Annotated in this window: 28 protein-coding genes; 12 read left to right on the top strand and 16 right to left on the bottom strand. The window is 60.6% G+C overall.

What is annotated here, in order from left to right; all coding sequences use genetic code 11:
• The first annotated feature begins 80 nt into the window (after positions 1 to 80).
• The gene (locus tag QMG46_RS02625; protein ID WP_281850897.1) at positions 81 to 935 is read left to right on the top strand and encodes an alpha/beta fold hydrolase; all 855 of its coding nucleotides are present in this window, start codon (positions 81 to 83) and stop codon (positions 933 to 935) included.
• 21 nt (positions 936 to 956) lie between these two features.
• On the top strand, positions 957 to 1,727 hold the full coding sequence (locus tag QMG46_RS02630) for an SDR family oxidoreductase (RefSeq protein ID WP_281850898.1): 771 nt from the start codon (positions 957 to 959) through the stop codon (positions 1,725 to 1,727).
• Positions 1,728 to 1,738: 11 nt separating this feature from the next.
• Here the strand turns inward: QMG46_RS02630 and QMG46_RS02635 are convergent, their stop codons facing one another.
• From QMG46_RS02635 to QMG46_RS02655, 5 genes are all read right to left on the bottom strand, one after another.
• The gene (locus QMG46_RS02635; protein WP_281850899.1) at positions 1,739 to 2,794 is read right to left on the bottom strand and encodes an alpha/beta fold hydrolase; all 1,056 of its coding nucleotides are present in this window, start codon (positions 2,792 to 2,794) and stop codon (positions 1,739 to 1,741) included.
• A 140-nt stretch (positions 2,795 to 2,934) separates the two neighbouring features.
• On the bottom strand, positions 2,935 to 3,717 hold the full coding sequence (locus QMG46_RS02640) for a glutaminyl-peptide cyclotransferase (protein ID WP_281850900.1): 783 nt from the start codon (positions 3,715 to 3,717) through the stop codon (positions 2,935 to 2,937).
• Between the two features lie 131 nt (positions 3,718 to 3,848).
• Positions 3,849 to 4,316 carry an HPP family protein gene (locus QMG46_RS02645; RefSeq protein WP_281850901.1) on the bottom strand — a complete coding sequence of 156 codons (468 nt, stop codon included), beginning with the start codon at positions 4,314 to 4,316 and terminating at the stop codon, positions 3,849 to 3,851.
• A 66-nt stretch (positions 4,317 to 4,382) separates the two neighbouring features.
• Entirely contained in the window at positions 4,383 to 5,543 is a 1,161-nt protein-coding gene (locus QMG46_RS02650; protein ID WP_281850902.1) for an NAD-dependent formate dehydrogenase, read from the bottom strand.
• A 144-nt stretch (positions 5,544 to 5,687) separates the two neighbouring features.
• Complete coding sequence (locus QMG46_RS02655) at positions 5,688 to 6,617, bottom strand: LysR family transcriptional regulator (protein ID WP_281850903.1); 930 nt, start codon at positions 6,615 to 6,617, stop codon at positions 5,688 to 5,690.
• A 178-nt stretch (positions 6,618 to 6,795) separates the two neighbouring features.
• Between QMG46_RS02655 and QMG46_RS02660 the strand changes: the two genes are divergently transcribed.
• Positions 6,796 to 7,221, top strand: coding sequence for a GFA family protein (locus QMG46_RS02660; RefSeq protein ID WP_281850904.1), 426 nt, complete (start codon positions 6,796 to 6,798; stop codon positions 7,219 to 7,221).
• Between the two features lie 6 nt (positions 7,222 to 7,227).
• Positions 7,228 to 8,937, top strand: a complete 1,710-nt coding sequence (locus tag QMG46_RS02665; RefSeq protein WP_281850905.1) for a glucosyltransferase domain-containing protein — start codon at positions 7,228 to 7,230, stop codon at positions 8,935 to 8,937.
• Here QMG46_RS02665 and QMG46_RS02670 read toward each other — a convergent pair.
• From QMG46_RS02670 to QMG46_RS02705, 8 genes are all read right to left on the bottom strand, one after another.
• The gene (locus QMG46_RS02670) at positions 8,934 to 9,998 is read right to left on the bottom strand and encodes an oxidoreductase (RefSeq protein WP_281850906.1); all 1,065 of its coding nucleotides are present in this window, start codon (positions 9,996 to 9,998) and stop codon (positions 8,934 to 8,936) included. The genes QMG46_RS02665 and QMG46_RS02670 overlap by 4 nt on opposite strands.
• 201 nt (positions 9,999 to 10,199) lie before the next feature.
• Positions 10,200 to 10,952, bottom strand: a complete 753-nt coding sequence (locus QMG46_RS02675) for an HvfC/BufC N-terminal domain-containing protein (RefSeq protein WP_281850907.1) — start codon at positions 10,950 to 10,952, stop codon at positions 10,200 to 10,202.
• Positions 10,949 to 11,794, bottom strand: coding sequence for an MNIO family bufferin maturase (locus QMG46_RS02680; RefSeq protein WP_281850908.1), 846 nt, complete (start codon positions 11,792 to 11,794; stop codon positions 10,949 to 10,951). The genes QMG46_RS02675 and QMG46_RS02680 overlap by 4 nt, the downstream gene beginning before the upstream one ends.
• A gap of 55 nt (positions 11,795 to 11,849) precedes the next feature.
• The gene (locus QMG46_RS02685) at positions 11,850 to 12,128 is read right to left on the bottom strand and encodes a BufA2 family periplasmic bufferin-type metallophore (RefSeq protein ID WP_281850909.1); all 279 of its coding nucleotides are present in this window, start codon (positions 12,126 to 12,128) and stop codon (positions 11,850 to 11,852) included.
• Positions 12,129 to 12,199: 71 nt separating this feature from the next.
• The gene (locus QMG46_RS02690) at positions 12,200 to 12,952 is read right to left on the bottom strand and encodes an alpha/beta fold hydrolase (protein ID WP_281850910.1); all 753 of its coding nucleotides are present in this window, start codon (positions 12,950 to 12,952) and stop codon (positions 12,200 to 12,202) included.
• A 39-nt stretch (positions 12,953 to 12,991) separates the two neighbouring features.
• The gene (locus QMG46_RS02695; protein ID WP_281850911.1) at positions 12,992 to 13,474 is read right to left on the bottom strand and encodes a DoxX family protein; all 483 of its coding nucleotides are present in this window, start codon (positions 13,472 to 13,474) and stop codon (positions 12,992 to 12,994) included.
• Entirely contained in the window at positions 13,471 to 13,746 is a 276-nt protein-coding gene (locus QMG46_RS02700) for a BufA1 family periplasmic bufferin-type metallophore (protein ID WP_281850912.1), read from the bottom strand. Before QMG46_RS02700 ends, QMG46_RS02695 begins: the two co-directional genes overlap by 4 nt.
• Before the next feature lie 40 nt (positions 13,747 to 13,786).
• Complete coding sequence (locus QMG46_RS02705; RefSeq protein ID WP_281850913.1) at positions 13,787 to 14,203, bottom strand: organic hydroperoxide resistance protein; 417 nt, start codon at positions 14,201 to 14,203, stop codon at positions 13,787 to 13,789.
• Positions 14,204 to 14,503: 300 nt separating this feature from the next.
• Between QMG46_RS02705 and QMG46_RS02710 the strand changes: the two genes are divergently transcribed.
• The 3 genes from QMG46_RS02710 to QMG46_RS02720 are packed head-to-tail and all read left to right on the top strand — an operon-like array spanning position 14,504 to position 17,144.
• Complete coding sequence (locus tag QMG46_RS02710) at positions 14,504 to 15,046, top strand: redoxin family protein (RefSeq protein ID WP_281850915.1); 543 nt, start codon at positions 14,504 to 14,506, stop codon at positions 15,044 to 15,046.
• Between the two features lie 41 nt (positions 15,047 to 15,087).
• Positions 15,088 to 15,828: a response regulator gene (locus QMG46_RS02715; RefSeq protein WP_281850916.1), complete on the top strand. Its 741-nt coding sequence runs from the start codon at positions 15,088 to 15,090 to the stop codon at positions 15,826 to 15,828.
• On the top strand, positions 15,825 to 17,144 hold the full coding sequence (locus QMG46_RS02720) for a sensor histidine kinase (RefSeq protein WP_281850917.1): 1,320 nt from the start codon (positions 15,825 to 15,827) through the stop codon (positions 17,142 to 17,144). The genes QMG46_RS02715 and QMG46_RS02720 overlap by 4 nt, the downstream gene beginning before the upstream one ends.
• Positions 17,145 to 17,364: 220 nt before the next feature.
• On the opposite strand, the gene QMG46_RS02725 is transcribed toward QMG46_RS02720, so the two are convergent.
• Positions 17,365 to 18,807, bottom strand: a complete 1,443-nt coding sequence (locus tag QMG46_RS02725) for a DHA2 family efflux MFS transporter permease subunit (protein WP_281850918.1) — start codon at positions 18,805 to 18,807, stop codon at positions 17,365 to 17,367.
• A 208-nt stretch (positions 18,808 to 19,015) separates the two neighbouring features.
• Between QMG46_RS02725 and QMG46_RS02730 the strand changes: the two genes are divergently transcribed.
• Positions 19,016 to 20,182 carry a hypothetical protein gene (locus QMG46_RS02730; protein WP_281850919.1) on the top strand — a complete coding sequence of 389 codons (1,167 nt, stop codon included), beginning with the start codon at positions 19,016 to 19,018 and terminating at the stop codon, positions 20,180 to 20,182.
• 101 nt (positions 20,183 to 20,283) lie between these two features.
• Here the strand turns inward: QMG46_RS02730 and QMG46_RS02735 are convergent, their stop codons facing one another.
• A complete protein-coding gene (locus QMG46_RS02735) occupies positions 20,284 to 21,432 on the bottom strand; it encodes a Fic family protein (protein ID WP_281850920.1) in 1,149 nt (382 codons plus the stop codon).
• Positions 21,433 to 21,658: 226 nt separating this feature from the next.
• Here QMG46_RS02735 and QMG46_RS02740 point away from each other — a divergent pair, with 226 nt between their 5' ends.
• Positions 21,659 to 21,967 (top strand): UBP-type zinc finger domain-containing protein, encoded by a 309-nt coding sequence (locus QMG46_RS02740; protein WP_281850921.1) that lies wholly within the window; start codon positions 21,659 to 21,661, stop codon positions 21,965 to 21,967.
• Between the two features lie 35 nt (positions 21,968 to 22,002).
• A complete protein-coding gene (locus QMG46_RS02745) occupies positions 22,003 to 22,941 on the top strand; it encodes a Dyp-type peroxidase (protein ID WP_281850922.1) in 939 nt (312 codons plus the stop codon).
• Between the two features lie 121 nt (positions 22,942 to 23,062).
• On the opposite strand, the gene QMG46_RS02750 is transcribed toward QMG46_RS02745, so the two are convergent.
• Complete coding sequence (locus tag QMG46_RS02750) at positions 23,063 to 23,956, bottom strand: LysR family transcriptional regulator (protein ID WP_281850923.1); 894 nt, start codon at positions 23,954 to 23,956, stop codon at positions 23,063 to 23,065.
• Between the two features lie 101 nt (positions 23,957 to 24,057).
• Between QMG46_RS02750 and QMG46_RS02755 the strand changes: the two genes are divergently transcribed.
• Positions 24,058 to 25,041: an aldo/keto reductase gene (locus QMG46_RS02755; RefSeq protein ID WP_281850924.1), complete on the top strand. Its 984-nt coding sequence runs from the start codon at positions 24,058 to 24,060 to the stop codon at positions 25,039 to 25,041.
• 4 nt (positions 25,042 to 25,045) lie between these two features.
• The gene (locus QMG46_RS02760) at positions 25,046 to 25,372 is read left to right on the top strand and encodes a carboxymuconolactone decarboxylase family protein (RefSeq protein ID WP_281850925.1); all 327 of its coding nucleotides are present in this window, start codon (positions 25,046 to 25,048) and stop codon (positions 25,370 to 25,372) included.
• The last annotated feature ends 5 nt before the right edge of the window (positions 25,373 to 25,377 follow it).

Genomic DNA, 25,377 nt, shown 5'->3' on the forward strand with positions numbered 1-25,377 from the left:
TGCGTCATGACCTGTCGCCTCAAAAAAAAGTCACGTAACGCCAGCCATTCCATTTCAACTGCACCTATAGGAAAAGCGCCATGTCCACGATCCGCTATCGCCAGGTTCTTGTCGATGATTTCAATATTTTCTATCGCGAAGCCGGCACACCCGGAAAGCCGAAACTGTTGTTGCTTCATGGATTCCCGACTTCCAGCCATATGTTCCGCGATCTCATTCCCTTGCTGAGCGAGAACTTTCATATCGTCGCGCCGGATTTGCCGGGCTTTGGCCGATCGGACATGCCGTCGCGCGATAAATTCACCTACAGCTTCGACAACATCGCCAACGTGATCGACCGCTTTACCGAAGTCATCGGCTTTGATCACTTCGCCATCTATGTTTTCGATTACGGCGCACCGACCGGCTTCCGTATCGCCGTCAAGCATCCGGAGCGCATCACCGGCATCATTTCTCAGAATGGTAACGCCTATGAAGATGGCTTGAGTGACGGCTGGAGCCCCATGCGCGCCTACTGGGAGAACCCGTCAGACGCAAACCGCGAGGCACTGCGTGCGTTTCTGGCACCGGGGACCACACGCTGGCAGTACATCCATGGCGTCGCCGAAGAATCCCTGGTATCGCCCGACGGCATCGCGCTGGATAACTACTACCTCGCTCGCGAAGGCATGGACGATATCCAGCTGGATCTGTTCCTCGATTACCAGAGCAACCTGGCGCTCTATCCGACCTTCCAGGCTTATTTTCGCAAGCACCACCCGCGTTTCCTGGCGGTGTGGGGCAAGAACGATCCGTTCTTCCTGCCGCCGGGTGCCGAAGCGTTCAAGCGCGACATCCCGGATGCGCAGATTCGCTTCGTCGATACCGGGCATTTCGCTCTGGAGACGCATGCGAGCGAGATCGCGGATGCCATTCGCACCTTCTTTGCTGATTGATTGGAAATCCGGAGCACTGCCATGTCCAACTCAACTGCCATAGTCACCGGAGCCAGCCAGGGCATCGGTCAAGCCACGGCCATTCGCCTGGCCAAGGATTTCCGCCAAGTAGTGCTGGTTGCGAGAAATCGCGAACACCTGCTGGAGACGGCGAAAGCCGTTATCGCGCACGGCGCGGAACCCCTGGTTATCGATATCGACCTTGCAGAGAAGGCGGCTGCACGCGTCGTTGTCGAGACGACTTTGTCCGCATTCGGCCGCATCGACGCCCTGCTCAATATCGCCGGCGCCGTGCCGCAGATCGATCTATTCGAGATGACTGACGAGCAATGGGACGGTGGCATGGCACTCAAGCTGCACGGCGCACGACGCCTGACCATCGAAGCCTGGGAAGCACTCAAGAAGGCGGGTGGTTCGGTGGTGTTCACCTCCGGCAATTCGGCGATATTTCCGAAAGCCCCCTACGCCGCTGTCGGCACCATCAATGCAGCCATCGCCGCGTTGGCGAAAGCCTTTTCGGATCGAGGCATCTCCGACGGCGTGCAGGTCAACAGCGTGCTGCCCGGTCCGGTCATGACCGGCCGCCGCCGTTCCTATCTCGAACATTGGGCATCGCTGCATGACGTGACGATGGCCGAGGCGATGGATCGCTTTCCTCGCGAGGCAGGCATTGCCCGCTACGGCGGGCCGGAAGAGATCGCAGAACTCATGGCTTTTCTGGTGTCGCCTGCGGCGCGCTGGATGACCGGCACCATGCTTCGCATGGATGGCGGTGAGGTGAAGTCGGTTTAGCTGCGCAGCGGTCAAGGAGATTCCACGGCGCCCCTTTCCACGCCACGGGCCTGGTTCAGCACCTGCTGAATGGCATCGACAACCAGGTCCGGACGTTCTTGTTGTACGTAATGCCGGCTGGCAGCGATAACGAGTTGTCCACGGTTGGATTCGCTCGTCAGCTCGCGCATCTGAGCCATGTTCCATCGCAAGAAGCTTGCCTGCTCTCTACTGGGCTGGCCCTTGAAGGATGCCGACTTGAACCAATCGGCGGCGATCACGACAAAAGGCAGGTCGCCCATTGAATGACGGTGCTGTGCAATCAGTGCGCCATCGGTCGAGTCGCCCCGATCATCGATGGGGTAAAAAAGATGCTGCCTTTCCGAGAACAGGGTGGCCTGAAATATGGGGCGGGTTTCCATATGCCGGACGGCTTCGGCTAGCGCTTTTTCTTCGCCGGTGCTTTGGGGGTCAAGTTCGTCCAGGCAATGCATCGGATCGGGGCTGTCTTCACGGAGTTCACGGTTCGCCGCCGCTTCATAGCACCCGCGCAACTGCTGACCTCTCGCCAGATAACTTTCATACTGCCGCACATAATCAGGTGTCGAGGCTGGCACGAGACGTTGAGTGATGGTCGGGTCGACCAGGACAAGTCCGGCCAATCTGTTTAGGTGCTCGTACACAAAGAGCCGTGCATTCAATCCGCCACGCGAATGACCGACCAGGATGATGCGGTTGCCCAGATGCGCACTGTCCACCAGGGCGAGCAGATCGTCGACGGATGCTTGTGCGGTGGCGTTACGCTCTACAGTGTCGCTATAGAAATAGTTGGCGCGATCGTAGGAACAAGCTCGCGTCATTTTTGCCACGACGCCCTGCACCGAACGCCAGCTCAGCGTCCCGTCGCCCAGGCCCGAGTCAAACAAGACGGTTGGCGAGCCTTCGCCGATGCAATAGAGATTGAGCCGCCGCCCGGGCGAGACGGTAACCATCTGCTGAGGATGCAGATAGACCGATGCCGGGAGATCGTTCGGCCCAGGCGGCCGGCCAAAGGCAATCGATGTGACAAGCAGGCCGCTTGAAAGCAAAGCCCCGATCCAGACATTCCCTCTGCGCACTGGGGACACCCACTATCTGAAGACGACGCCATGAATGATGCTTGTCGTTCTCAGAAGGTTTAGTCCGTCACGTTTCAACTGCCCTGCGCCCCGCGACAGGAGATGTACTATCAATCTGGCTTCGGTGCCGTCAGCTTGATCTCATAGATAAGCGGCCAGCGTTTGCCGGTGACGAACAAACGATCGTGCGCAACGTCATAGGCGATGCCGTTGAGCACGTCATTACTCGGATCGATGGTTTCTTCCGGCTTTGGCCCGAGGCCGGTCAGATCGATCCAGCCGACAACCTTGCCGGTGACCGGATCGATGCGCGCAATGCGATGGGTCAGCCACACATTCGCATACAGCTGGCCTTTCACCCATTCCACTTCGTTGAGATTGCCGAGCGGTTGGCCGTTGGCGGTGACATCGATCTTTCCGGTTTGCTGCAGCGTCTCCGGATCGAGAATGCGAATGGTCGGCGTGCCGTCGCTCATGAAAATGCGATGGCCATTCTGGGTGAGCGCCCAGCCTTCGCCCGGATAGTCGAACTGCCCGACCGGCTTGAAACTGTCCAGATCGTAGATAAAGCCGTGGTGCGACTGCCAGGTGAGCTGTATCAGCTTGTTCTTCCAGGCAACGATGCCTTCGCCATAGTCGGACGTATCGAGATTGGCGCGCTGGATCACTTCGCCGGTCTGCGGATCCACCTTGCGGATGGATGAGTGATGTATCTCGCCGGTAGCCTCGTAGAAGTAGCCGTTCTGAAAGAACAGACCCTCGGTATAGGCGCCAGTGTCATGCGGATAGGTGTGCACCACCGTGTAGCCGTACACAGGGGTGGCGTCCTTTGCCTGCAGAAAACAACCGGCACACAGCGCGATAAGGGCGAACAGGGCAATGATTCGTTTCATGTCTCGATAGTCGCACGCAGCTCCTTGGCGGCTAACAATACCCATATCGAGGCCGATATCCCACTGATTGTTGGGAGGTTCGTTTCATTGTTCCCGACGATACCGAGGGAAAATCTTGCGATCGGGAAACGCTACGACCAGCGCAAGGGCCACCGTTTGCCGCCAACGTTATTGACGACCAGGGCAAGCGCCAGCAACAGGCCCACGCCGCACAATACGGGGGTAAACAGGAACAGCAGGCTTGCCTTGCCGCCCAGCATGATGACGATGGGATTCGCCCCGGCCGGCGGATGCACGGTTCGCGTCAACTCCATCAGGGCGACCACCAGACCAACGGCCAGACCCACACTCCAGATACTGCTGCCGGCAAGCCACAGCATGGCCAAGCCCACGGACGCGGTAAGCAGATGGCCGAACACAAGATTGCGTGGTTGCGCAAACGGGCTCTCGGGTGCGGCGAACAGCAGCACGCAGGATGCGCCAAACGGGGCGATCAGCACGGTCTGATGCAAACCTTGGCCCGCAAGGCCCAGCACGACAATTGCTGCCGTACCGCCGATGAGGCCACGTATCGCGAAGTTGAATTTGGGCACGGACACGCTTGCTGCCCCGGGGACCATCGCCCCGGGGTTCTTGTTGATTTCCGTCATGCGTGCGACAGCCGCTCAGGTGAGTTTGTAGGAGGCGGCGCCGGTGCCGGCGAGATTACCGCCGTCGACGATCAGGTACTCCGGGCGAATCGGCTTCTTCTCGAAGAAGTTCTGCAGGATTTCCAGCGTGCCTGCTGCGTAACGCGCCTGAGCGGAGAGCGAGGTGCCCGATACGTGCGGTGTCATGCCCTGATTGGGCATGCGGCGCCACGGGTGGTCGATCGGTGCCGGCTGCGGAAACCAGACATCACCGGCATAGCCGGCCAACTGGCCGGACTCCAGCGCGCGCACCACCGCATCGCGATCGCACAAAGCACCTCGCGCGGTATTGATGAGATACGCGCCACGCTTGACCAGGGCGAACATCTTGTCGTCGAACATGCCCTGCGTGGACGGATACAGTGGCGTCTGAAGGTTGATCACGTCGCAAACCTTGACCAACGACTCGGGTGTCTCGTGGAAGGTCGCATTCAGCTCCTTCTCGATCTCCGGCGAAAGGCGGTGCGGATCGTAGTAATGCAGGTGTACGTCGAAGGGTTTCATGCGGCGCAATACGGCCAGACCAATACGCCCGGCAGCGATCGTGCCGAAATGCATGCCTTCGACGTCGTAGCTGCGGCTGACGCAATCGGCAATATTCCAGCCGCCGTTGTTGGCGATCTGGTGAGATGGCAGGTAGTTGCGGACCAGGGACAGCACCATCATCACCACATGCTCGGCAACGCTGATGCTGTTGGAGAACGTGACTTCGGCGACGGTGAGACCATGTTCGGAGGCCGCCTTCAGGTCCACGTGGTCCGAACCGATGCCGGCGGTAATGGCGAGCTTGAGGTTCTTGGCCTTGGCGATACGCTCGGCGGTCAGGTAGGCCGGCCAGAACGGCTGCGATATGACGACATCAGCGGTCGGCAGGTGCTTGTCCAGCACCGAATCGGCACCCTCCTTGTCGCTGGTCACGATCAGTTCGTGGCCGTTGGCTTCCAGATACTTTCTGAGGCCCAGTTCGCCCGACACGCAGCCGATCAGTTCGCCGGGCTTGAAGCCGAGTTCGCCGGCGGGCGAAGGCACCGTCTGGCCATTGGGATAGCCCTTGATGACAGGAACATCATCGCGCGCATAAGCCGGCGGATAGCCGGTAACCGGATCGGGATACAGGACGCAAAGAACCTTGGCCATGAAACACTCCAGTGGTGGGTTAATGACGTGGTAGCCACGTTGCCCCAGCAGTCTGGATGCGCGTCTTCGACGACGGCCAATCGTTTGTCGGTATGCCGTGATAAGCGTTACTTATCTAGCCATGGCGCGGTGCAGCAGTTCTACTCAAGAGGCGAGCCAGGGGGCAGGCCTTTCAAGCACACCATCCAATCGTCCTTGCAAGTCCAGCTGCGGGGTCATATCCCACGCAGCGCCGACGACGGCGGGCGGTGTCTCCTGGCGCAGCCGCAACAAACTCATGGCAGATAGTTGCTGCGGTTCGAGCGGACGGATATTGATGCCGCTCGCCAGGAAGTAATCCGGCAGAGCACTGACTGGCGCGATGCTGCAAACCTCGCCTGTACGCACCTCTTCGTAAAGCACGCTCAAGGTATTGGTCTCGACCACGACGTTGGGCGCAACGCCTGCTTGCAGGAGTGCCGCGTCGACGATCTTGCGGTTCTGCATCTCGTGATTGAACAGGCACAGCGGAAGACGGGCAGCCTCCGCCCAGCTGTAAGAAGACTTGTTGGGCAGGCCGGCCTGGTCGCTGGACAACAGGACGAACCGCTCCGAATACAGCACGATGCCTTCTATGGCCGCATCGGAGCCATCCGCATAGGCAATGCCGAGATGAATTTCCTTGTTCTTCAAACGATGAAAAATATCGCGCGTGCTCAAGGAAAACACTTCCAGCGTAAGCTTCGGGATCGCACGGCGATATTCACTGGCCAGCATGGACACGGCGCGCAACGCCGAGGGCACGGTACCAATAGCCAGATGACCGCCGGCGACTAATTGCGCAAGCGCGGCTTCCTGGCGAAGGCCCTCCAGTGAGGCCAGCGTCTGCCGTGCCCACACCAGCACCCGCTCGCCCTCCGGCGTGAAACCCTGAAAACGACGATCGCGGAGAATGATCATGATCCCCAGCTCGCGTTCGAGCTGACGGATACCGGCCGACAATGCCGGCTGGGACACCCAGCAGCTTTCGGCGGCGTGCGCGAAATGCTTGTGTTCGGCTAGCGCGACGAGATAGTGGAGTTGCCTGACGAACATGGGATTCTCTGGCTGGGCGGGACGGTTACGATTCGAGAAACTTGCCAGGTGCTCGCAGGAGCGGTTTCAGCAGCGACCGGCGGTTGCGTCATGGCTTGTCGCGACTAACGGCAACCTCTCCTACTGGTCACCATCATGAACCTATAACCTTTTCAGAGAACCCGTCAACGGAGACATCATGAGCGACCTCATCGAAGGCGGCTGCCTGTGCGGCGCCATCCGTTATCGTGCTACGAGTGCGCCGATCGCGGCGACGCTCTGCCACTGCAAAAGCTGCCGCCTTGCGACCGGAGCACCCTCTGTCGCATGGGCCGTTTTCCGGAAGGAGGATTTCGTCTTTGTCTCGGGGCAGCCCAAGGAGTTTTCGTCATCGCCCGATGTGGTGCGTAGCTTCTGCGATACGTGCGGAACGCCATTGACCTACCGACGTCCCTCAAAAGCAAACACGATCGACGTCACCGCGGCCACGCTCGATGCAGCCGGTGACTTTGCGCCCGCCAAGGAAATCTGGGTGGAAGAGAAACTCGCCTGGGAATGCCTGAACGATCGCATGCCTCACTACGCAAGGAGCAGCGTGGGGGCGACTCCTATCGTTTCGCCATAGGACTTCTTGCGGCAACCTTTCGGACCGCCTAAGAGAAAAGAAAGAGACAGCGAGGATAGTAGCCAACGTTCGGATAGAACATCACATCGACGGGACGTCGTTTTCTTTGCCGGCAAAGCCATTTGCCCAACCGCGACGGCTGCCATGAATCCAGGTAACACAAGCTTTACTCCGTCGAGCACCGACAGCCGCGTCCTGCTCACGTTGCTTGGGCTCTATTCGTTCGTTATTTTTCCGATCTTGCGCGCAGATCAGTACTACAACGACGACCTGAAGCGAGCACTCGTCGGCCATGGCTCGTGGGATGCTACCGGGCGACCTCTCACTACGTTGTTGATGAGGATGCTGCAGGCCTACGACCCTGCCATGGTCGATATCTCGCCGTTGACGCAAATGGGGGCGGTCCTCATTCTCGCGTGGACTGGTGTCCTCATCGCACGACGCTACGTCTTCGCCTCGCCCTGGATCGCGGCGCTGGCCGCTTTCCCGCTCGGGGCGCAGCCTTTCTTTCTGGAGAACCTGTCCTACAAGTTCGATGCCTTGAGCATGAGCCTGGCGATATTCTTTGCGCTGCTCCCCATCGTCATGCTTGGACAGTCGCGCCAACGATGGTGGCTGGGTATCGCATCGATTTTCGTCAGCCTGGACTTCTATCAGGCCGCCACCAATGCGTATCTGGTTTTTGTCATCCTTGATGTGTTGCTCGGACAGCTTGAAGGAAAAACTCCGCGGCAGCTTATCCGACAGTTTGCATCACGGGCACTTCAGGCAGGCCTGGCGATGCTCTTGTATCAGCTCATCATTGGGGTTCATATCAATGGCTGGGTAAGGATGCACAGCGAGAAGATTCACAGCTTGCAACAGCTGCCCCTGGTTGCCTCGAACTTCGTCGATTTTTATACCTACGTTGCTGCGAGCTTCAGTGAGCAATGGCAGCTCTATTTCTCGCCGATTCTTCTTTCCATGCTGGCGCTTCCGGCAATCGTCAGTGTTCGCTATGCGCTCCGCGTCGATGTTGCGACGGCCCGGATAAGAGTGGCCCTCTTTGCGGCCGGCCTGCTTACACCCCTCGCCGCACTTGCATGCGCGCTTGGACCCATGTTGATCCTGGAGAAACCACTCTTTGTGCCGCGCGTGCTGATCGGCTTCGGTGCACTGTTGGCGGCCGGTCTGATACTGGCGCAGGCCGCATTGCGGCAATGGCGTGTTTCGGACAAGTGGGCGTTGGCCGTCGGAGGCATTCTTGCCCTTGGCATGTGCGTCATAGCCAGCGCATATGGCAACGCATTGCGTGAGCAAAAGAACTATGAAACGCGTATCGCCGCCCATCTGGCGGACGACCTTGCCGGCCTGAAGGGTGATGGCATTATCGATACTTTCATGCTGGATGGGTCGGCGGGATACTCACCGGTTACCGCGCATGTCGCCAGTCAGTTCCCCATCATCTATCAGCTGATCTCCCCGTATCTTTCTGCCGAAGATCGCTTCCACTCGCATGCGTTTCTCAGCTACTACGTTTCGGGCGTGACGGATATGCGAGTCGACGAGAGTCCGGCGAACCTTTTGCTGATCTCGCGCATGCTGGCGCAAACCTGCACCGTACCGGCGTCATACATTACCGGCGCCTATCGCGTGCATGTGATTGTCCGCACCGCGGTGGTGACATTTAGCCAGGCCGCCCCCGAACGCTGTGACGTGGCGACCGCGCACCCCTAGGCGAACCATGCTCGACGCTCCTGCTCGGACAACGACAGCGCGACAGCTTGACCGCTGGCGGACGACTCCATGGCGGCTTCGAGCACCGCCATCACGGTAATCGCCTGTGCGGCAGTAACGGGATTGGCGCCTGTGCCAAGCACCGCATCGCGCAAGGCGATGTAGTACTGACGTTGATCGCCCAAGGGCGCAGGCAACGTTGTCACCTTGCCTTCGCCGTCGTAGATCAAGAGAGGATCGGGGTCTTCGCCCCAGCCTGCGCTGCCTGGGTGCACACCGGCGAGCAGCTGGGCTTCCTGCCAGTCGGCGTGTGTCTTGACCAGGCTGGCTTGCGTGCCGTGTAGCGTGAAACGCGCGCTACCGCCGGCCACCAGCATGCTGGCATGCACAATGACGCGGCGCGTACCGTACATCAGCACGACATGCGCCCAGTCGGTTACTTCGCCACCATCACGTTGTATGGCCAGACTTGCCAGTACCCGATCGGGCAGGCCGAACAGCAGCAGTGCCTGATCGATCAGATGAGGCCCCAGATCGTACCAAAGGCCGCTGCCCGCGCCGGGCTGCTCGCGCCAGCGCACGCGCACTTGCGGACGGAAGCGGTCGATATGCGACTCGAAGTGCTTCACCTCACCCAGCACACCGCTTGCCATTGCCTGCTGCACACCCAGAAAATCGCTATCCCAGCGGCGGTTCTGAAATACCGACAACAGCCTGCCTTGCCACTCCGCCACCGCCGCCAGTTCGCGCGCCTGCGCTAGATCGAGCGCGAAAGGCTTGTCCACGACAACATGCTTGCCCGCTTCCAAGGCGGTGCGCGCCAAGGGAGCATGCGTATCGTTGGGCGAGGCAATCACCACCAGGGATATGCTCGGGTCCGCGATAACAGCGTTCACGTCAGCTACGACAGCCATCTGCGGCAAGTCCGCATGCACCTTGGCCGCATCGCGCGATACCACAGTGGCGAGTTCCAGGCCGGGTACGCTACGGATCAGCGGCGCATGAAAGGTCTTGCCGGCGTAGCCGTAGCCGATCAGGGCTGCGCGTATGGGGGAGTGCATGGGTGGTGCTCGGCTGTAACTATCGATGGGTATCTGATGGTAGAGCACAAAGCCCCCCTCACCCCAACCCTCTCCCCCGGCAAAGCCAGGAGAGAGGGAGCCAAGTTGCACAAGAACGAAGTAATCAGGCTTACCTCAGTCGCCCCCCTCTCCCCTGGCTTTGCCGGGGGAGAGGGTTGGGGTGAGGGGGGCTCTTGCGCTCTACTCACTCCCGACACCCACGACAATTCCACCAGCAATCCAGTCGGCCAGAAAGGTGCCAGCTTTGGCGATTCCCGCCTCTTCACCCAACTGCTCGACCATCGCATCACATAGCGCACTGAAGCGCGCATCATCGCGCAGCAACAGCAAGGCGGCATGCTCTGCGCTATCGATCGACTTGATTCGACACGTGAACCCGTTGCGCCACACGATCAAGCCGCCAGGCGCGTCGAGCATCTCGCTGTCCGGTGCCGCAATGCCATCCTCCAGCGCCGACCAGATGTCGTTCGCGTTCGTCGACATGGCGCACTGACGCAAGCTGGGACTAAGCGACAAGCGGGCGGTATCCCAATCGACCTCATGCCACGCCTCGCCGGATAGATGTGGCGCATCGGCGGCAACGAACGATTCGGAAAGCGCCCATTCGATCCATGCCAACTCATGCACATCGGGATTGCGCGGAAACACCGACTTCAAGGTATCCCCAAAGTCGATGCCATAGGCGTCCAGTGTCCAGGCATGGGGTGGGTGGCTGTCGATGTGGGCAATGGCCGCCTTCAGGAAGAGCTCGTCACCTAACCATGCATGCAGTTGCGGAAAGCTTGCTTCAAGACAGCCGACAAGCTGCGCGCGATAGTTGTTCTGGTAAACAGTCAGACCCGTTGCGGCGCTCTTGCCCAGGCGCTCTTGTGTATCGGCGGCAGAATTGACCAGCCATGCGCGCAGATCCCGCTGCATGTCGATCAGGTTCATGCGGCCTCCCGCAGGCCACGCTGGCGACGGCCGATCTCGCGCGCCGTACCGAGCTCGTCGAGCAATTCAGCCAATGGCGGAATCGCATCGTCGCGCTCGATCATCGTCGCCACCGGGCCAAGCATGGATGACGCCATGGCATACAGATCCCACACGTCTGCGCACACCGGCTGGTCGTGCGTATCGATCAAGATACCAGGGCCTTGCGTGTGGCCGGCCAGATGCACCTGGCGTACGCGGTCTGCAGGTATGCCGCGCAGATAGTCATGCGCATCCAGGCCATGATTGCTCGCGCTGACAAAAATATTGTTGATGTCCAGCAGCAGTCCGCAGCCCGTGCGACGAGACATTTCGCCTAGAAACTCCCACTCGCTCATCGACGCGCCATCGAATGCGATGTAGCTCGACGGGTTCTCGAACAGCATCGACCTGCCCAGAACGTCTTGCGCCAGGTTGATGTTGCGGCAGACTATTTCCAACGCTTCCTCCGTATACGGCAGAGGCAAAAGATCGTGCGAGTTGAAGCGATCGATACGCGACCAGCTCAGATGGTCGGAAACGAACAGCGGATCGATCTCGTTCGCCAGCTGGCGCAAACGATTCAGATAGGTCCGATCGAGACCGTCGGCAGAGCCGATCGACATGGATACGCCGTGCAGCGCTACCGGATGAAGTTCGCGCACCTGCCGCAGAATGTGCCGGGGCTGGCCGCCATCCACCATGAAGTTTTCAGAAATCACTTCGACAAAGTCGACTGGCACGTCGGTGTCGAGAAAGTCGCGGTAGTGTTCTTTGCGCAAGCCCAGGCCGTAACCGGAGAACGTTGGCGGTGGTGTGAACATGGTGGCTCCCAACAGGTCAACAGAGGCGGGCCCGGAGTGCGAGCCCGCCGTGTGATTACTTCGGCTCGGTCAGCGTGCCGCCGGCGGCCAGACAGTCGGTCTTGGTCTTGACGATCACGCCCTGCCCCTTGCAGGTGTTCAGACCCTTGCAATCGTTCTTGGCCGTGGCGCAGAGGCTGGTGCCCTTGCAGGTGTTGACGCCGTAGCAGCGGCCCAGTTCTTCTTTCGGCGCGGTCTTTTGATCGGCGGCGCTGGCGATGGAACTGATCGATGCCGCGAAGGCAAAGAGTGCGGCTGCGGCGGCAAAGCCGGTGCGGGTCTTGGTAGCGATCATGGTGATGTTCTCCGTGGAATGTGGCCCGGATGGACCTTGAGTAGTGGATGGTTGGTTGTGGTGGTGCCGACTTACTTCACGCTCTGCGCGGCGTCTTCGATCACCTGGGCGACCGCTTCGGGCTGCGAGATATAGACGACATGGCTGGCCTTGATCTCGGTGACTTTCGAGCCCGCGCGCTTGTACATCCAGCGCTGCAGATCGGGGCTGAGTGCGCGGTCATCGGTGGTCACGACCGCCCAGGTCGGCTTGGTGTGCCAGGCGGCCACCTGCATCGTGGCGCCGAAGGCGGCGGCGGTTGCCGGCACCTGCGAAACGGCCATGAAGTTGGTGCGATTTGGCGTCAGGTCGCCGGCGAAGTCGGCGCCGAACTTGCTCTCGTCGAAGAACAGATGGCCATCGCGTGTTGCAACGACATCGTTGCTGGGCGCCGGCATCGACGCGACCAGCTGCGCCAGGCTCTCGCCCACGTCCGGCTGCACCGCAGCGACATAGACCAGGGCCTTGACCTTGTCGCGGTTACCGGCCTGGGTGATGACCGCACCGCCGTAGCTGTGGCCGACCAGGACCACCGGGCCATCCTGCTTGCGGATCTGTTCGCGGGTCTGCTCGATATCGTTGGCCAGGGTTTCGATACGCGGCTGCACGACGCTTACCGTGTAGCCCTTGTGCACCAGGATGTCGTGGACGACACGCCAACCGGAGCCGTCGACGAAGGCGCCAGGCACGATCACGATGTTCTTGACGCCGGTCGGTGCATCCGCGGCGACTGCCGTTCCGGTCAGTGCCATCATGGCGATGGCGAGGCTCAATAATTTACGCATGGTGTTTTACCTGCAGTGGTTGTGAATGGAAGACAGCGTTCAGCGATGGCCGCGCCAGGAGCGCAAGACGCGGTCGAGCGACCAATTGCCTCCTCCGCGCGCCACCAGCGGCAGCAACAAACCGGCCCAGCTCAGGTGCGTCGGCCACGCATCGGGATAGACGAAGATCTCGATGACCGTAGTCATGCCAAGCAGTGCGAGCGCCGATGTCCGGGTAAAAAGACCGAGCACCAGCAGCAGAGGAAACAGATGCTCTGCACCTGTCGCCAGGCGAGCCGCCCACTCGGACGGGATCAGCGGCAACGCGTATTCGGAAGCGAACAGGTCGTAGGTCGATGGCTTGATCGTCAGGATGCCTTCGACCTTGGTGCGCCCCGAGAGGAAGAACACCGAAGCGACGCCCCAGCGCGCGACCGCCAGCAGCAAGTCGTCCGACAAGATCCGCGACCGCCATATCGCCAGTGCCGAACCGGCATGGCGCCATGGCGACGAAGAGGTCGCCTGTTCGACCGTGGAAATCACGACTTGGCCTCAAGCGAGCCGTAGCCCTTAGGCGTCTTGATCTGCGTGCAGGTGCCTTTCTCGACCAGCACCCAGGCGTTGCCCTGGTAGTCGGCCTTCGATGTACCGGCGCAACTGGTGCCCGCGCCGGCGGCGCAGTCGTTCTTGCCGGCTAGCGCGACGCCGTAGCACTTTTCCATCGGCTTCTTGGCCTGGTCGGCATGCACGCCCGAAGCGAGTGTGGCCAGGCCCAGCGCGAAGGCGGCAGCAAGAGCGGAATGTGTGGCTTTCATGGATAAGTTCCTTGAGAAGTTGAGTGGCTGTGATCGGAGGTCAGATCAGGGTGATCGCGACATCGATGTTTCCGCGCGTCGCCTTGGAGTAAGGGCAGGTCTGATGAGCCGCTTCGATCAGGCTCTGCGCGACGCTGCGCTCGATGCCCGGCAGGCTCACGTTGAGACGGGCCTGGATGAAATAACCGCCTTCGCCGGTGCCCAGATCCACTTCGGTCGCCACCGCCACATCGGCGGGCAAGCGGACATTGAGCGTGCGTGCGGCATGGCCCATGGCACCGATAAAGCAGGCCGACCAGCCGGCTGCCAGCAGTTGTTCCGGGTTGGTGCCCGTGCCGGCGGAGCCGGGGGTGGACAGCTTGATGTCGAGGCGGTTGTCGGAGCTGCGCGACTCGCCTTCGCGGCCGCCGGTGGTATAGGTGCGGCCGGTATAGAGAACGGTATCGATCTTGCTCATGGTTCGGTTTCCTGTGCGTAGAAGGGATGGGCTGATGGCCAGCCGGTGTGCATAGGAGACGATCCGCACGTATCGTCGATGTGTCCCGCCAGGCGCCCAAGCGCATCGAAATGTGTCGCGGCGACCGCCCGATACATTTCGGTACAAATCGGCCGTGCCGGCCCCTCGACCGGGCCCAGCCTCCTCTGTACATAGAGATACAAATCGCCGGTATCGCGGACACGTTCGGGACAAGCCGGGCTCGTTCAATAGGCACATCCGGGCGCAGCGCGCCCCTTGCCTTTTGCAGAGATCCACGCCATGACCTTTCTACGTCCCACCATCACCTTGATCGCCATAGGCATGGCGCTTGTCGCCGCCTGGCCCGGCCGCTGGGCGACCGCCGGCGCCGGGGATTCCCAGACTGTTGCCATCGCGCCCGAACTTGCAGGCGCCGAAGCCTGGCTCAACTCGCCGCCGTTATCGTCGGGTGAGCTCCGCGGCAAGGTGGTGCTGGTCGAGTTCTGGAGCCGTGAATGCATCAATTGCGTGCACACGCTGCCGCACACCAGAGCGCTCTATGACACGTTCGGCAAGGACGGGCTGGTTATCGTCGGCGTCCATACGCCCGAGTACGAAGAGGAGCGCGATCCCGATGGCGTAAAAGCGGCCATGCGCGAATTCGACATCCATTGGCCGATCGTCATCGACAACGACTACCGCATCTGGAAGGCCTTCGGCAATCGTTTCTGGCCGGCGCTCTATCTGATCGATCGCGACGGGCGCATTGTCTATCGCCACTACGGCGAGGGAAACTACGACACTACCGAGCAACGCGTCCGCCAGCTTCTCGCCAAGCACTGACCCGTTCCATACGCATCCCTATCAGCCACTGGAGACACGCCATGGAGCACATCGACCATATTCTGGTTGTCGATGACGATCACGGCATCCGTACGGGTGTGGTGGATTACCTGCGCAAGAATGGTCTGCGCGCCACTGCGGCCGTCGATGGCCGCGATATGTGGGCGCAGCTGGAAGCATCCGCATTCGACCTGATCGTGCTGGACATCATGATGCCCGGCGACGACGGCCTGGTGCTGTGCCGCAACCTGCGCAGCGGCAAGCATCGTGCGCTGCCCATCCTGCTGCTCACCGCGCGCGACGACGAAACCGACCGCATCATCGGCCTGGAAATGGGCGCGGACGATTATCTGGTCAAGCCCTTTTCGCCGCGCGAACTGCTGGCGCGGATCAAGGCCGTCATACGCCGCACGCGCATGCTTCCGCCGAACCTGCGCATCACCGAAACCAGCGATACGATTTCGTTCGGGCGCTGGCGGCTGGATACCACCGCACGACATCTGCTCGACGAAAACGGGACGATCGTGTCCCTCAGCGGGGCCGAATTTCGGCTGTTGCGCGTGTTCCTCGATCACCCGCAGCGCGTATTGTCCCGCGACCAGCTGCTCAACCTTACTCAGGGGCGGGATGCGGAGCTCTTCGACCGCTCCATCGACCTATTGGTGAGCCGCCTGCGCCAGCGCCTGCTCGATGACAGCAGGGACCAGTCCTATATCAAGACCGTGCGCAGCGAAGGCTATGTGTTCAGCATGCCGATCGTCGTGCATGGGGAGAACCCATGAACCAGGAAGCACAACCGGTGACACGGCGCTGGCTGCCCGCCAGCATGGCGTCGCGCCTGTATCTGATCATTTTCGCGGGCCTGATGCTGGCGCACGGATTGTCGTTCGGTTTGTTGTTCATGGAGCGCTATCAGAGTTCGACCGCGGTCATGTTCAACACACTAGAACACGACGTCGGCACCTCGATCGCAATACTCGACCGCCTGCCTGCCGCCGAACGCCCTGCGTGGCTTCACCGCATCGAGCGGGACAACTATCACTACATCCTCGGCAACGGCCAGCCGGGCAATCCAACGCTGTCCAGCCGCGCACGCACCGTCGTGCAGTTGATCGCCAAGGAAGTCGGCCCCGGCTATCAGGTGCATGCCCAAACCGTATCGCTCAAGCCGGAACGCTACCAAGTGCATTTCACCCTGCATGATGGCTCGCCGCTGACGCTCGAGATCACGCCGCGCATGGTGCCTGTAGCGAGCTGGTTACCGTTCGTCTTTGTCCTGCAGATAGCGTTGCTGTTGCTATGCACCTGGTTCGCGGTGCGATTGGCCACTCGCCCGCTCACCCGCATGGCCCAGGCGGTGGAAGCGATGACGCCGACCGCCGATGGCCCGCGCATGAGCCAGGACGGTCCCACTGAAGTGGCCCACGCGGCGGTCGCCTTCAATGCCATGCAGGACCGGATCCGTCGTCACCTGAAAGAGCGGTTGCATATCCTTGCATCCATCTCGCACGACCTGCAGACCCCCATCACGCGCATGCGCCTGCGCGCCGAGGCCCTGGACGAGAGCAGCGAGCAGGAAAAGATTCTTGATGACCTGCGCCAGATGGAGCATATGGTCCGCGAAGGTGTCGCTTACGCACGCAGCGCACACGGCGGGTCGGAAGCTCCCGTACGCATCGACGCGGCCGCCTTCCTGGAAAGCATGGTCTTCGACTACCAGGACGTCGGCCAACCCGTGACCCTGACCGACAACGTCGGCGGCACCGCCACGGTACGGGCGCAAGCGTTGCGGCGCGTGCTCGGCAACCTGATCGACAATGCGATCAAATACGGCGGAAGCGCCGAGGTCGGCATGCAGCGGGGCACGGACGAGAAGTTGCTGATCACCGTATCGGACCGTGGGCCCGGCATTCCTGATGACGAGCTGGAGCAAGTGCTGCAGCCGTTCTATCGGCTGGAGGCATCCCGTAATCGCGATACGGGCGGCACCGGCCTTGGTCTTGCGATCGCATCACAACTGATGACGTCGATCGGTGGCAGCTTGCAGCTGTCCAGTCGCGATGGCGGTGGACTTGTGGCGACGATAGAGCTGCCGTAACTGGAAAGAACCTCAACCTTCCCTATCCGTCATCCCGGCGCAGGCCGGGACCCAGTGACTTTGAAGTCGGTTATCGCAAAAGTCATCAAGAATGGTCGCTCTGCTGCGAGAACCGGAAACCGAAGCCACTGGGTCCCGGCCTACGCCGGGATGACGAGTAGGAGGTTATTCGGACCTCTCTGAAGTCGCCTCTACAGACGACTTGATCCGCACCGCAGCATCACTTGGCCCGATGCCCACTCAACTCATGCCCCGCATCATGCGCGAACGCGAGATGCCAACGCGTCGAGCTGAGCGATATCAAGGTCACCACCAGGAACGCAATGGAGAAATCCATCAGCTGCGGCTGGGTGTGGCCACCGACGACCATGGTGGACTTCAACAACAGCGAACCGGTGCATACGCCAACCGACAGCATCAACTGCTGCAACGTGGTGTAAAAGCTATTGGCGGCACTGACGCGCGACGTAGGCACAGCCTCGTACGCAATGGTGTTATAGGCGGCGAACTGGAACGACATGAACGCGCCGCAACAGAACAGCAAGGCGAACATGATGGCGGACGGCCAGTCGGGGCGGAAGAAAGCGCACACCGCGTAGCCCAGGCTGGAGAGCACGCCATTGAAGATCATGCCATTGCGAAAACCGACGCGTCGCAGCAGTCGCGGCGTAAAACTGCGAGTGACGATGGCGCCGAGCGTCGTGGCCAGAATCAATTGACCGCTGCGCACGGCGGACCATCCGAAGCCGATCTGAAACATCAGCGGCAGCAGAAACGGTTGCGCGCCTTGCGTTACGCGCATCAACGAACCGCCAATGACCGATAGCCGAAACGAATCGATCTTGAGCAGAGACAGATCGAGCAGCGGATTGGGCCGGCGCTTCGCATGCCACACATAAGCGATGCATGCGCAAAGACCAATGGCCAGCAACGTGAGCGCCTCCGGCAGTGCCGCGTTCTGGCCGATGGATTCAAAACCGAACAGCAGGCAACCAAGGCCGACACCGCATAGCACGAAGCCCAGCAGGTCGAAACGCGAAGCGGTCGTTTCGCTGCTGATATCCGGTATCAGCTTGCGCACCAGCACGAAGCCGAGCACACCGATCGGCACGTTGATGTAGAAGATCCAGCGCCAGTCGAGATAGGTGACGATAAATCCGCCCAACGGCGGGCCGATCAGCGGCCCCAGAAACGCAGGAACCAGTGTCCAGGACATCGCCGAAACAAGATTGCGGCGCTCCACCGTACGCAACAGGATCAACCGCCCGATCGGCGCCATCATCGCCCCGCCGGCACCCTGCACCACGCGCGCCGCGACCATCATGGGCAGGCTGGTGGTCCAAGCGCAGAGGATCGAGCCGGCGACAAACACGCCGATGGCCGTGCTGAAGACGCGGCGCGCGCCAAAGCGATCGGCCATCGCCCCGCTCGCCGGAATAAAGATGGCCAGCATCAGCAGATAGCAAGTGATGACCACGCTCATCGCCGGCGCGGTGACACCGAAGTCATACGCCATCGTGGGCAATGCCGTGGCCAGCACGGTAGCATCCAGTTGCTCCATGAAGATGGAGCAGGCCACGATCAGGGAAATCACGCGATAATCGGTGCTCGCCGGCGCGGCAGGCGCGTCTTTCGCAGCGACGTCCTCGCCCGGCAAGTTCATACGACGATCCTGGCCGATCCTGGCAACAACGGGTGGGGTTCGACTTTCACTGGGAAGGCTGGGGACTAAAGTGGAGCGCAGGATGCCAAGGATAAGCCAAGCCGGGCCGGTTATCTCTCAAACCATCAAATTGCGCGGGTCGCCGACGTTCATTGGGCGGACATCCGCCACCCGCGACACTCGGCCGGTTTTAATCACGGGAATGGCCGTGCCATCCGTCAATGTGTATCAACGCCCTGTTCGCGCAATCACCTGGCTACGACGGCTGCTAGCCGCCATGGTGCTCGCGGCCTGTCTGGGCCCGCTGCTTGCTCACGCTCGCACCAGCAAGGTACGTGAGCCTGCCCTGCCGCCTGGGGACATGCCCGCGAACCAGCTGTCGATGGCGGTAAAGAACGACCGCTTGACGCTTGCCGTGGCCAAGGCCACCCAGGTCTATCTCTACGGCGTGATCGACGCGGATGCACCCCAGCGTTTCGATGCCTGGGTCAAGGCCGGGAAGATTCCGACCGGGTCCGACGTCTATCTCGATGCGTCGGGCGAAGACATGGGTGCGGGCTTTGCGCTTGGGCGGCTGTTTCGATCCAGCGGCATGGTTACCCATGTCGGCACGTTGCGGCGCCCGGGCGAGCCGCCTAAGGCTGCGCTTTGCACGGATGCGTGCGCCTATGCGTATCTGGGCGGCTTGTACCGCTGGTCGGCGTCCGGCATGGATCGGATCGGCGTGCACCAGTCGCATGTACCGGCGATCAGAAAGAACGAGGCCGGCAGAAGCCAGGCGGCAGACGAAGCCGCCGCGTACCTGAAATCGATGGATGCCAACCCCTGGGCGTTCTATCGCGCACCGACCCCGCCCAGGACCGACATGGTGTGGTTCGACGCAGATCAACTGCTCGGCTGGGGCCTGTCCAATAACGGCCGCCAGCCGCTCATTGCCAGCTACCAGCCCGCAACCGTGCCGGCCACACTGACGTTCTCGCAGATCGTGCGCGGCGGTGACAACAAGGTCACCCTGGTCTGTGCGCCCGAGGGCGTGACGCTCACCGCGTACTACACAGTAGGCCGTGAACGGGCGCGGCAACTGGTGGCACGCGAAAGCCGGGCGTATTTCGAGATCAACGAGCAGGAAGTCATGCCGCAGCAAGGCGGGCGTGCCCGCGCGGTCGACGATGCCATCGTGCTCAGCCGTCCGTTGTCGATGGAACAATTGACAAGCTTTCTCGCCACCTACTCCATGGGTGCGTGGATCAAGGACAAGAGCGGCGTAGTGCGTTACGGCTTTACGATGGGGCCGGCGCGAGTCAAGGACAGCTATGCGAGCTATTTCGCCGATTGTCAGAAGATTGTGCAGCGGTCGGGTGCACACGCGCCTTAACGCGGCTGATGGGATCAAAAAGAGCCTCATTCTTTCCTAGTCGTCATCCCGGCGCAGGCCGGGATGACGACTAGGAAGGTTTTCCAGATTCCCTGAAGTCGCTACAAAAATGGCATCGCGCCCGGCGATTTAATTTGATATCGCGTGCTACGCCCCCCGCCGGGCAAGCGTTCCACGCAACCTTTCTTAAGCAAGTCTGCCAGGTGACGAGTCGCCGTGGCCTTGGATACCTTGGTCACAGCCTGGTATTTCGAAGCGTTGATACCTTGCGCGAACCCACGTTCGCCGCCATCGAGCAAACGATTCAGTACCTTTACCTGATCGGCCGATAGCGCCTGATGGCGATGTTGTTGCCAGAAGCGAGCATTGGCCAGCACACGATCGATACGCTGCAAGGCCTGTTGAAAACTGTCAAGCAACGTATGCAAAAACCATTGCAGCCAATGGGTGATATTCAGCCCCGCTTTCTGACTGGTTTCCAGCACTCGGTAGTAACCGGCACGATCGGCCAGGATGCTTGCCGACATGGCGTAGAAACGGATCGCCTGATGCTCTCCCTGTGCGAGCGCGAGATCGGTGATAGCCCGTGTCAAGCGGCCATTGCCGTCGTCGAACGGATGCAGCGTGACGAACCAGAAATGCGCGACGCCTGCACGCAACATAGGATCCAATGCCGTGTCGCTTCGGCTACGAGCAAACCATGCCAGGAACGCATCCACCTGCTGTTCCAACCCATCACGCGGTGGCGCCACGAAATGGATCACCGGTCGGTCGATGCGCCCTGACACCACTTGCATCGGCTCCTCGCCGCGCAAACTTCCAACGCGGATGCGTTGCGGCAACAACGTCTGCTGCTGCGGGAACAGCCACTGATGCCAGTGCAACAGTCGCGGCAGATCAAGCGGAGCTTGATGATGTTGGGTGACGTCGAGCATGAGCTCGGCCAAGCCTTCGCTGCGTGCAGTTGCCTCGCCGTCATTTGGGGTGGTCACGCCAAGTCGACGTGCAAGTGAGGAGCGCACCGAGGCGGCATTGAGTTGTTCGCCCTCGATAGCCGAGGAGGTAATGATGTTCTGCAGTAATGTATCCAGCTCGTCCTGCATCTGCGCATCATCTGCTACGCCCCCAGCCATGCCCGACAGCCGGCCTTGAGCTTGCTGACAATCGCGCAACAAAGGTGCCAGCGTTTCCGCCTGCCAGTGGAATTGGGGCCAATCCGGCTGTTGCCAGATCCAGCGGGGGCTACTCACGGTCGGGACTCCTGGTCGTGAGCCGATTCTAATGGCTATTCGGCTCATAGAGTGAGCCGAATATTTAACTTATTCGGCTCACCGGCACGTGGCTGGCCCAAACTCCGCCTGTCTCATCCAGTACTGATACTGTGTCGCAACCATGGCCTCTAACGAGGCGTACAGCAAAAAAACTGGTCGGCCTAAGATGATCACCAGCCCTCTTCGCCACTAACGGGATTCTCCGATGTCCAGCCATTGCAGCCATCTAGCGTCGATCCAGGATGTCACGCCCAGCGCACGCGGGTGCGAGGAATGCCTGAAGTCCGGGGATACATGGGTTCATTTGCGTATCTGCCGCACCTGCGGACATGTGGGCTGTTGCGACGACTCCCCGAACCGGCATGCGACCAGGCATTTCCATCGCACCCAACATCCCATCATCGAAGGCTACGATCCGCCGGAGGGTTGGGGCTGGTGTTATGTCGATGAGGTCGAATTTGATCTCAGCGACCGCATGACGCCGCAGCTCGGCCCGATTCCGCGTTACTACTGAACCGCGTTATTTTTTAAGATCCAAGCGCACGCGCAATGGAGGTGACTGTGTCCGTCGTTTCGCAGCCGGTTGTAGCAAAGCTCACACGTGCGGCTATTTTTCTGGTCCTGACGCTAAAGCCGGAACCTCAGCATCGCGCAACCGTTCGGGCCCTTTGTGGCGATCTGGCCGGACTACTGCGCGCCGTGGGCTTTCGGGATCTTGAAGGGCGCCTCTCGTGCGTGATGGGTTTCGGATCCGATGCCTGGGACCGGCTCTTCGGGCAACCCAGGCCCAGGGATTTGCATCCGTTTCGCGAAATTCAGGGGCAGCACCATGCCGTGTCCACGCCGGGCGACATCCTGTTCCATGTGCGCGCCACGCGCATGGACCTGTGTTTCGAACTTGCGAGCCAGATCATGTCCCGGCTCCGCGACTCCGTCGTCGCCGTCGACGAGGTGCATGGTTTCACCTATTTCGATGACCGCGACCTGATCGGGTTTGTCGACGGAACGGAGAACCCGGTCGATCAGGCGGCGCTGGACGCGGCCATCGTCGGTAACGAGGACCCGGGCTTCACCGGCGGAAGCTACGTGATCGTGCAGAAGTACCTGCATGACCTGCAAAGCTGGAATGCGCTACCTGTAGAGCAGCAGGAAAAGATCGTGGGCAGGACCAAGCTTGCGGACATCGAGCTGGAGGACAGCGTGAAGCCGAGCTACGCGCACAATGCATTGACCACGATCGTGGAGAACGGCAAGCAGCTGGATATCGTGCGCGACAACATGCCGTTCGGTGACATCGGCAAGGGCGAGTTCGGCACCTATTTCATCGGTTATGCGCGTTCTCCACAACGCATCGAACAGATGCTCGTCAACATGTTTGTCGGCCGCCCGCCTGGTAATTACGACCGGTTGCTCGACCATAGCAAGGCTGTTACCGGTACGTTGTTTTTTGTGCCGTCGGCGACGTTTCTAGAAGAAGTGGCTGGCTGATGGGTTGAGGGCTTAAAGCCCCCCTCACCCCAACCCTCTCCCCTGGCTTTGCCGGGGGGAGAGGGTTGGGGTGAGGGGGTCGGGTGCTCGCGGGAGCATCCACTACCCGCCCAAAAGCAACTCAACCCCGATAACGCAACGCATCCACCAGCAAGGTAAACGCCGGAGACGGCTGCCGGCGGCTTGGGTAGTAGAGGTGATAGCCGGGAAACGGCGGGCACCAGTCGGCAAGTACGCGGATGAGTTTTCCGTCGTCGATGTATTTCTGTACCTGGTCTTCCGGCAGATAGGCCAGGCCAAGGCCTGCCAGAACCGCATCGCGTCTCAGCGCGATATTGTTGAAAACCAGTTGGCCCTCGACACGCACCCGCACTTCGCGACCGGCTTTTTCGAACTCCCAGGGATAAATGCCTCCGTGCGTCGGCAAGCGCAGATTGATGCAGTCGTGATGCGTCAGGTCCTGCGGCGTTTTCGGTCGCTTGCGCCGCGCAAAATACGCAGGCGCACCGACCGCCGCCATGCGCATATCGGGACCGATGCGTACGGCGATCATGTCCTTGGCCACCTGCTCGCCAAGACGGACACCAGCGTCGTAGCGTTCGGCGACGATATCCGTCAGGCCATAGTCGACAACGATTTCTATATGAATGTCCGGATAGTCGGGCAGCAAGTTTCCCAGCGCAGGCCAGAGAATCGCACTTGCCGCGTGCTCGCCCGAAGTAATGCGGATGGTGCCCGCGGGCTTGTCCCGCAGTTCGCTCAATGCGGACAGTTCGGCATCGATCTCCGCGAAGCGCGGCGCGACTGCGGCACGCAAACGCTCGCCGGCATCGGTGGGCGTGACGCTGCGCGTGGTTCTTGCCAGAAGGCGGACGCCCAGGCGTTCTTCGAGCGCACGGATCGTATGGCTGAGCGTCGATTGTGAGATACCGAGCTTGGCCGCGGCCTTGGTAAAGCTGCGCTCACGCGCCACCGCAAGAAAGGCCAAGAGATCGCTGAAGTTCTCACGCGGCATTTATGGTCTCCAGCCATAAGTCCATGCGATTTATACCACTTAATCGCATCAACCCGGAGGACTAGGATGCTCGGATCAATTACATCGGGCAGGAGAAATCCATGCAAAAACGTTCATTGGGAAACAGCGGCCTGGAAGTGTCGGCGATCGGGCTCGGATGCATGGGATTGAGCTTTGGCTATGGGCCGGCCACGGAAAAGCAGACCGCCATTGCCCTGATCCGCTCGGCGGCCGAGCGTGGCGTCACCTTTTTTGATACCGCCGAAGCCTATGGGCCGTTCGCCAATGAGGAACTGGTCGGCGAAGCGCTGGCTCCGCTTCGCGATCAGGTGGTGATCGCGACAAAATTCGGCTTCAAGCAAGGCGAGGTCAATCTTGGCCTGGACAGTCGGCCGGAGCGCATCAAGCAGGTAGCCGAGGCCGCACTCAAGCGCCTCAGAACCGATCGTATCGATCTGTTCTACCAGCACCGCGTGGATCCGAACGTCCCGATGGAAGACGTCGCCGGCGCGGTGAAGGATCTTATCCAGCAGGGCAAGGTCAAGCACTTCGGTCTGTCCGAAGCGGGCGTGAAATCGATTCGACGCGCACACGCGGTGCAACCGGTCGCTGCACTGCAAAGCGAGTACTCGTTGTGGTGGAGGGAGCCTGAAGCGGAAATCCTGCCAACACTGGAAGAACTCGGTATCGGCTTTGTTCCGTTCAGTCCGCTGGGCAAGGGCTTTCTGACCGGCGCCATCAGCGAAAGCACGACCTTCGACAGTACCGATTTTCGCAATATCGTTCCGCGCTTCACGCCGGAGGCACGAAAGGCAAACCAGGCCCTGGTCGATTTGCTTGGACAGATGGCGGCGCAACGTGGGGCGACCCCGGCGCAAATCGCCCTGGCATGGCTGCTGGCTCGCAAGCCCTGGATCGTACCGATTCCCGGCACCACGAAGCTCCATCGTCTGGAGGAGAATCTCGGAGCAGCCAGTATCGAGCTGACATCTGGCGATCTGGGCGAGATCGAAAGCGCCGTTTCCCTGATCCCGGTGCAAGGCGAGCGCTATCCGCAGCACCTGCAGCAACGCGTCGATCGGTGATCACATGACGCATACACCTACTACCGCACGCAACGCATTCGGCGATATCGCTCCGGCGCTGGCCGATTACACCGACCATGTGTTGTTTGGCGATGTCTGGGAGCGACCGGGATTGTCGCCGCGTGATCGCAGTCTGATCACCGTGGCAAGCCTGATCGCGCTCTATCGCACCAACGAACTGCCTTTCCACCTAAGGAAAGCATTGGATAACGGAATCAGTCGAGACGAGTTGATCGAGGTGATTACACATCTCGCCTTCTATTCGGGCTGGCCTACGGCCAGTTCCGCTGTGTCAATCGCTCGACGGGTTTTTGAAGAAGCAAACGCCTGACCGGA

Source organism: Dyella sp. GSA-30 (assembly GCF_027924605.1).
Taxonomy (GTDB): Bacteria; Pseudomonadota; Gammaproteobacteria; order Xanthomonadales; family Rhodanobacteraceae; genus GSA-30.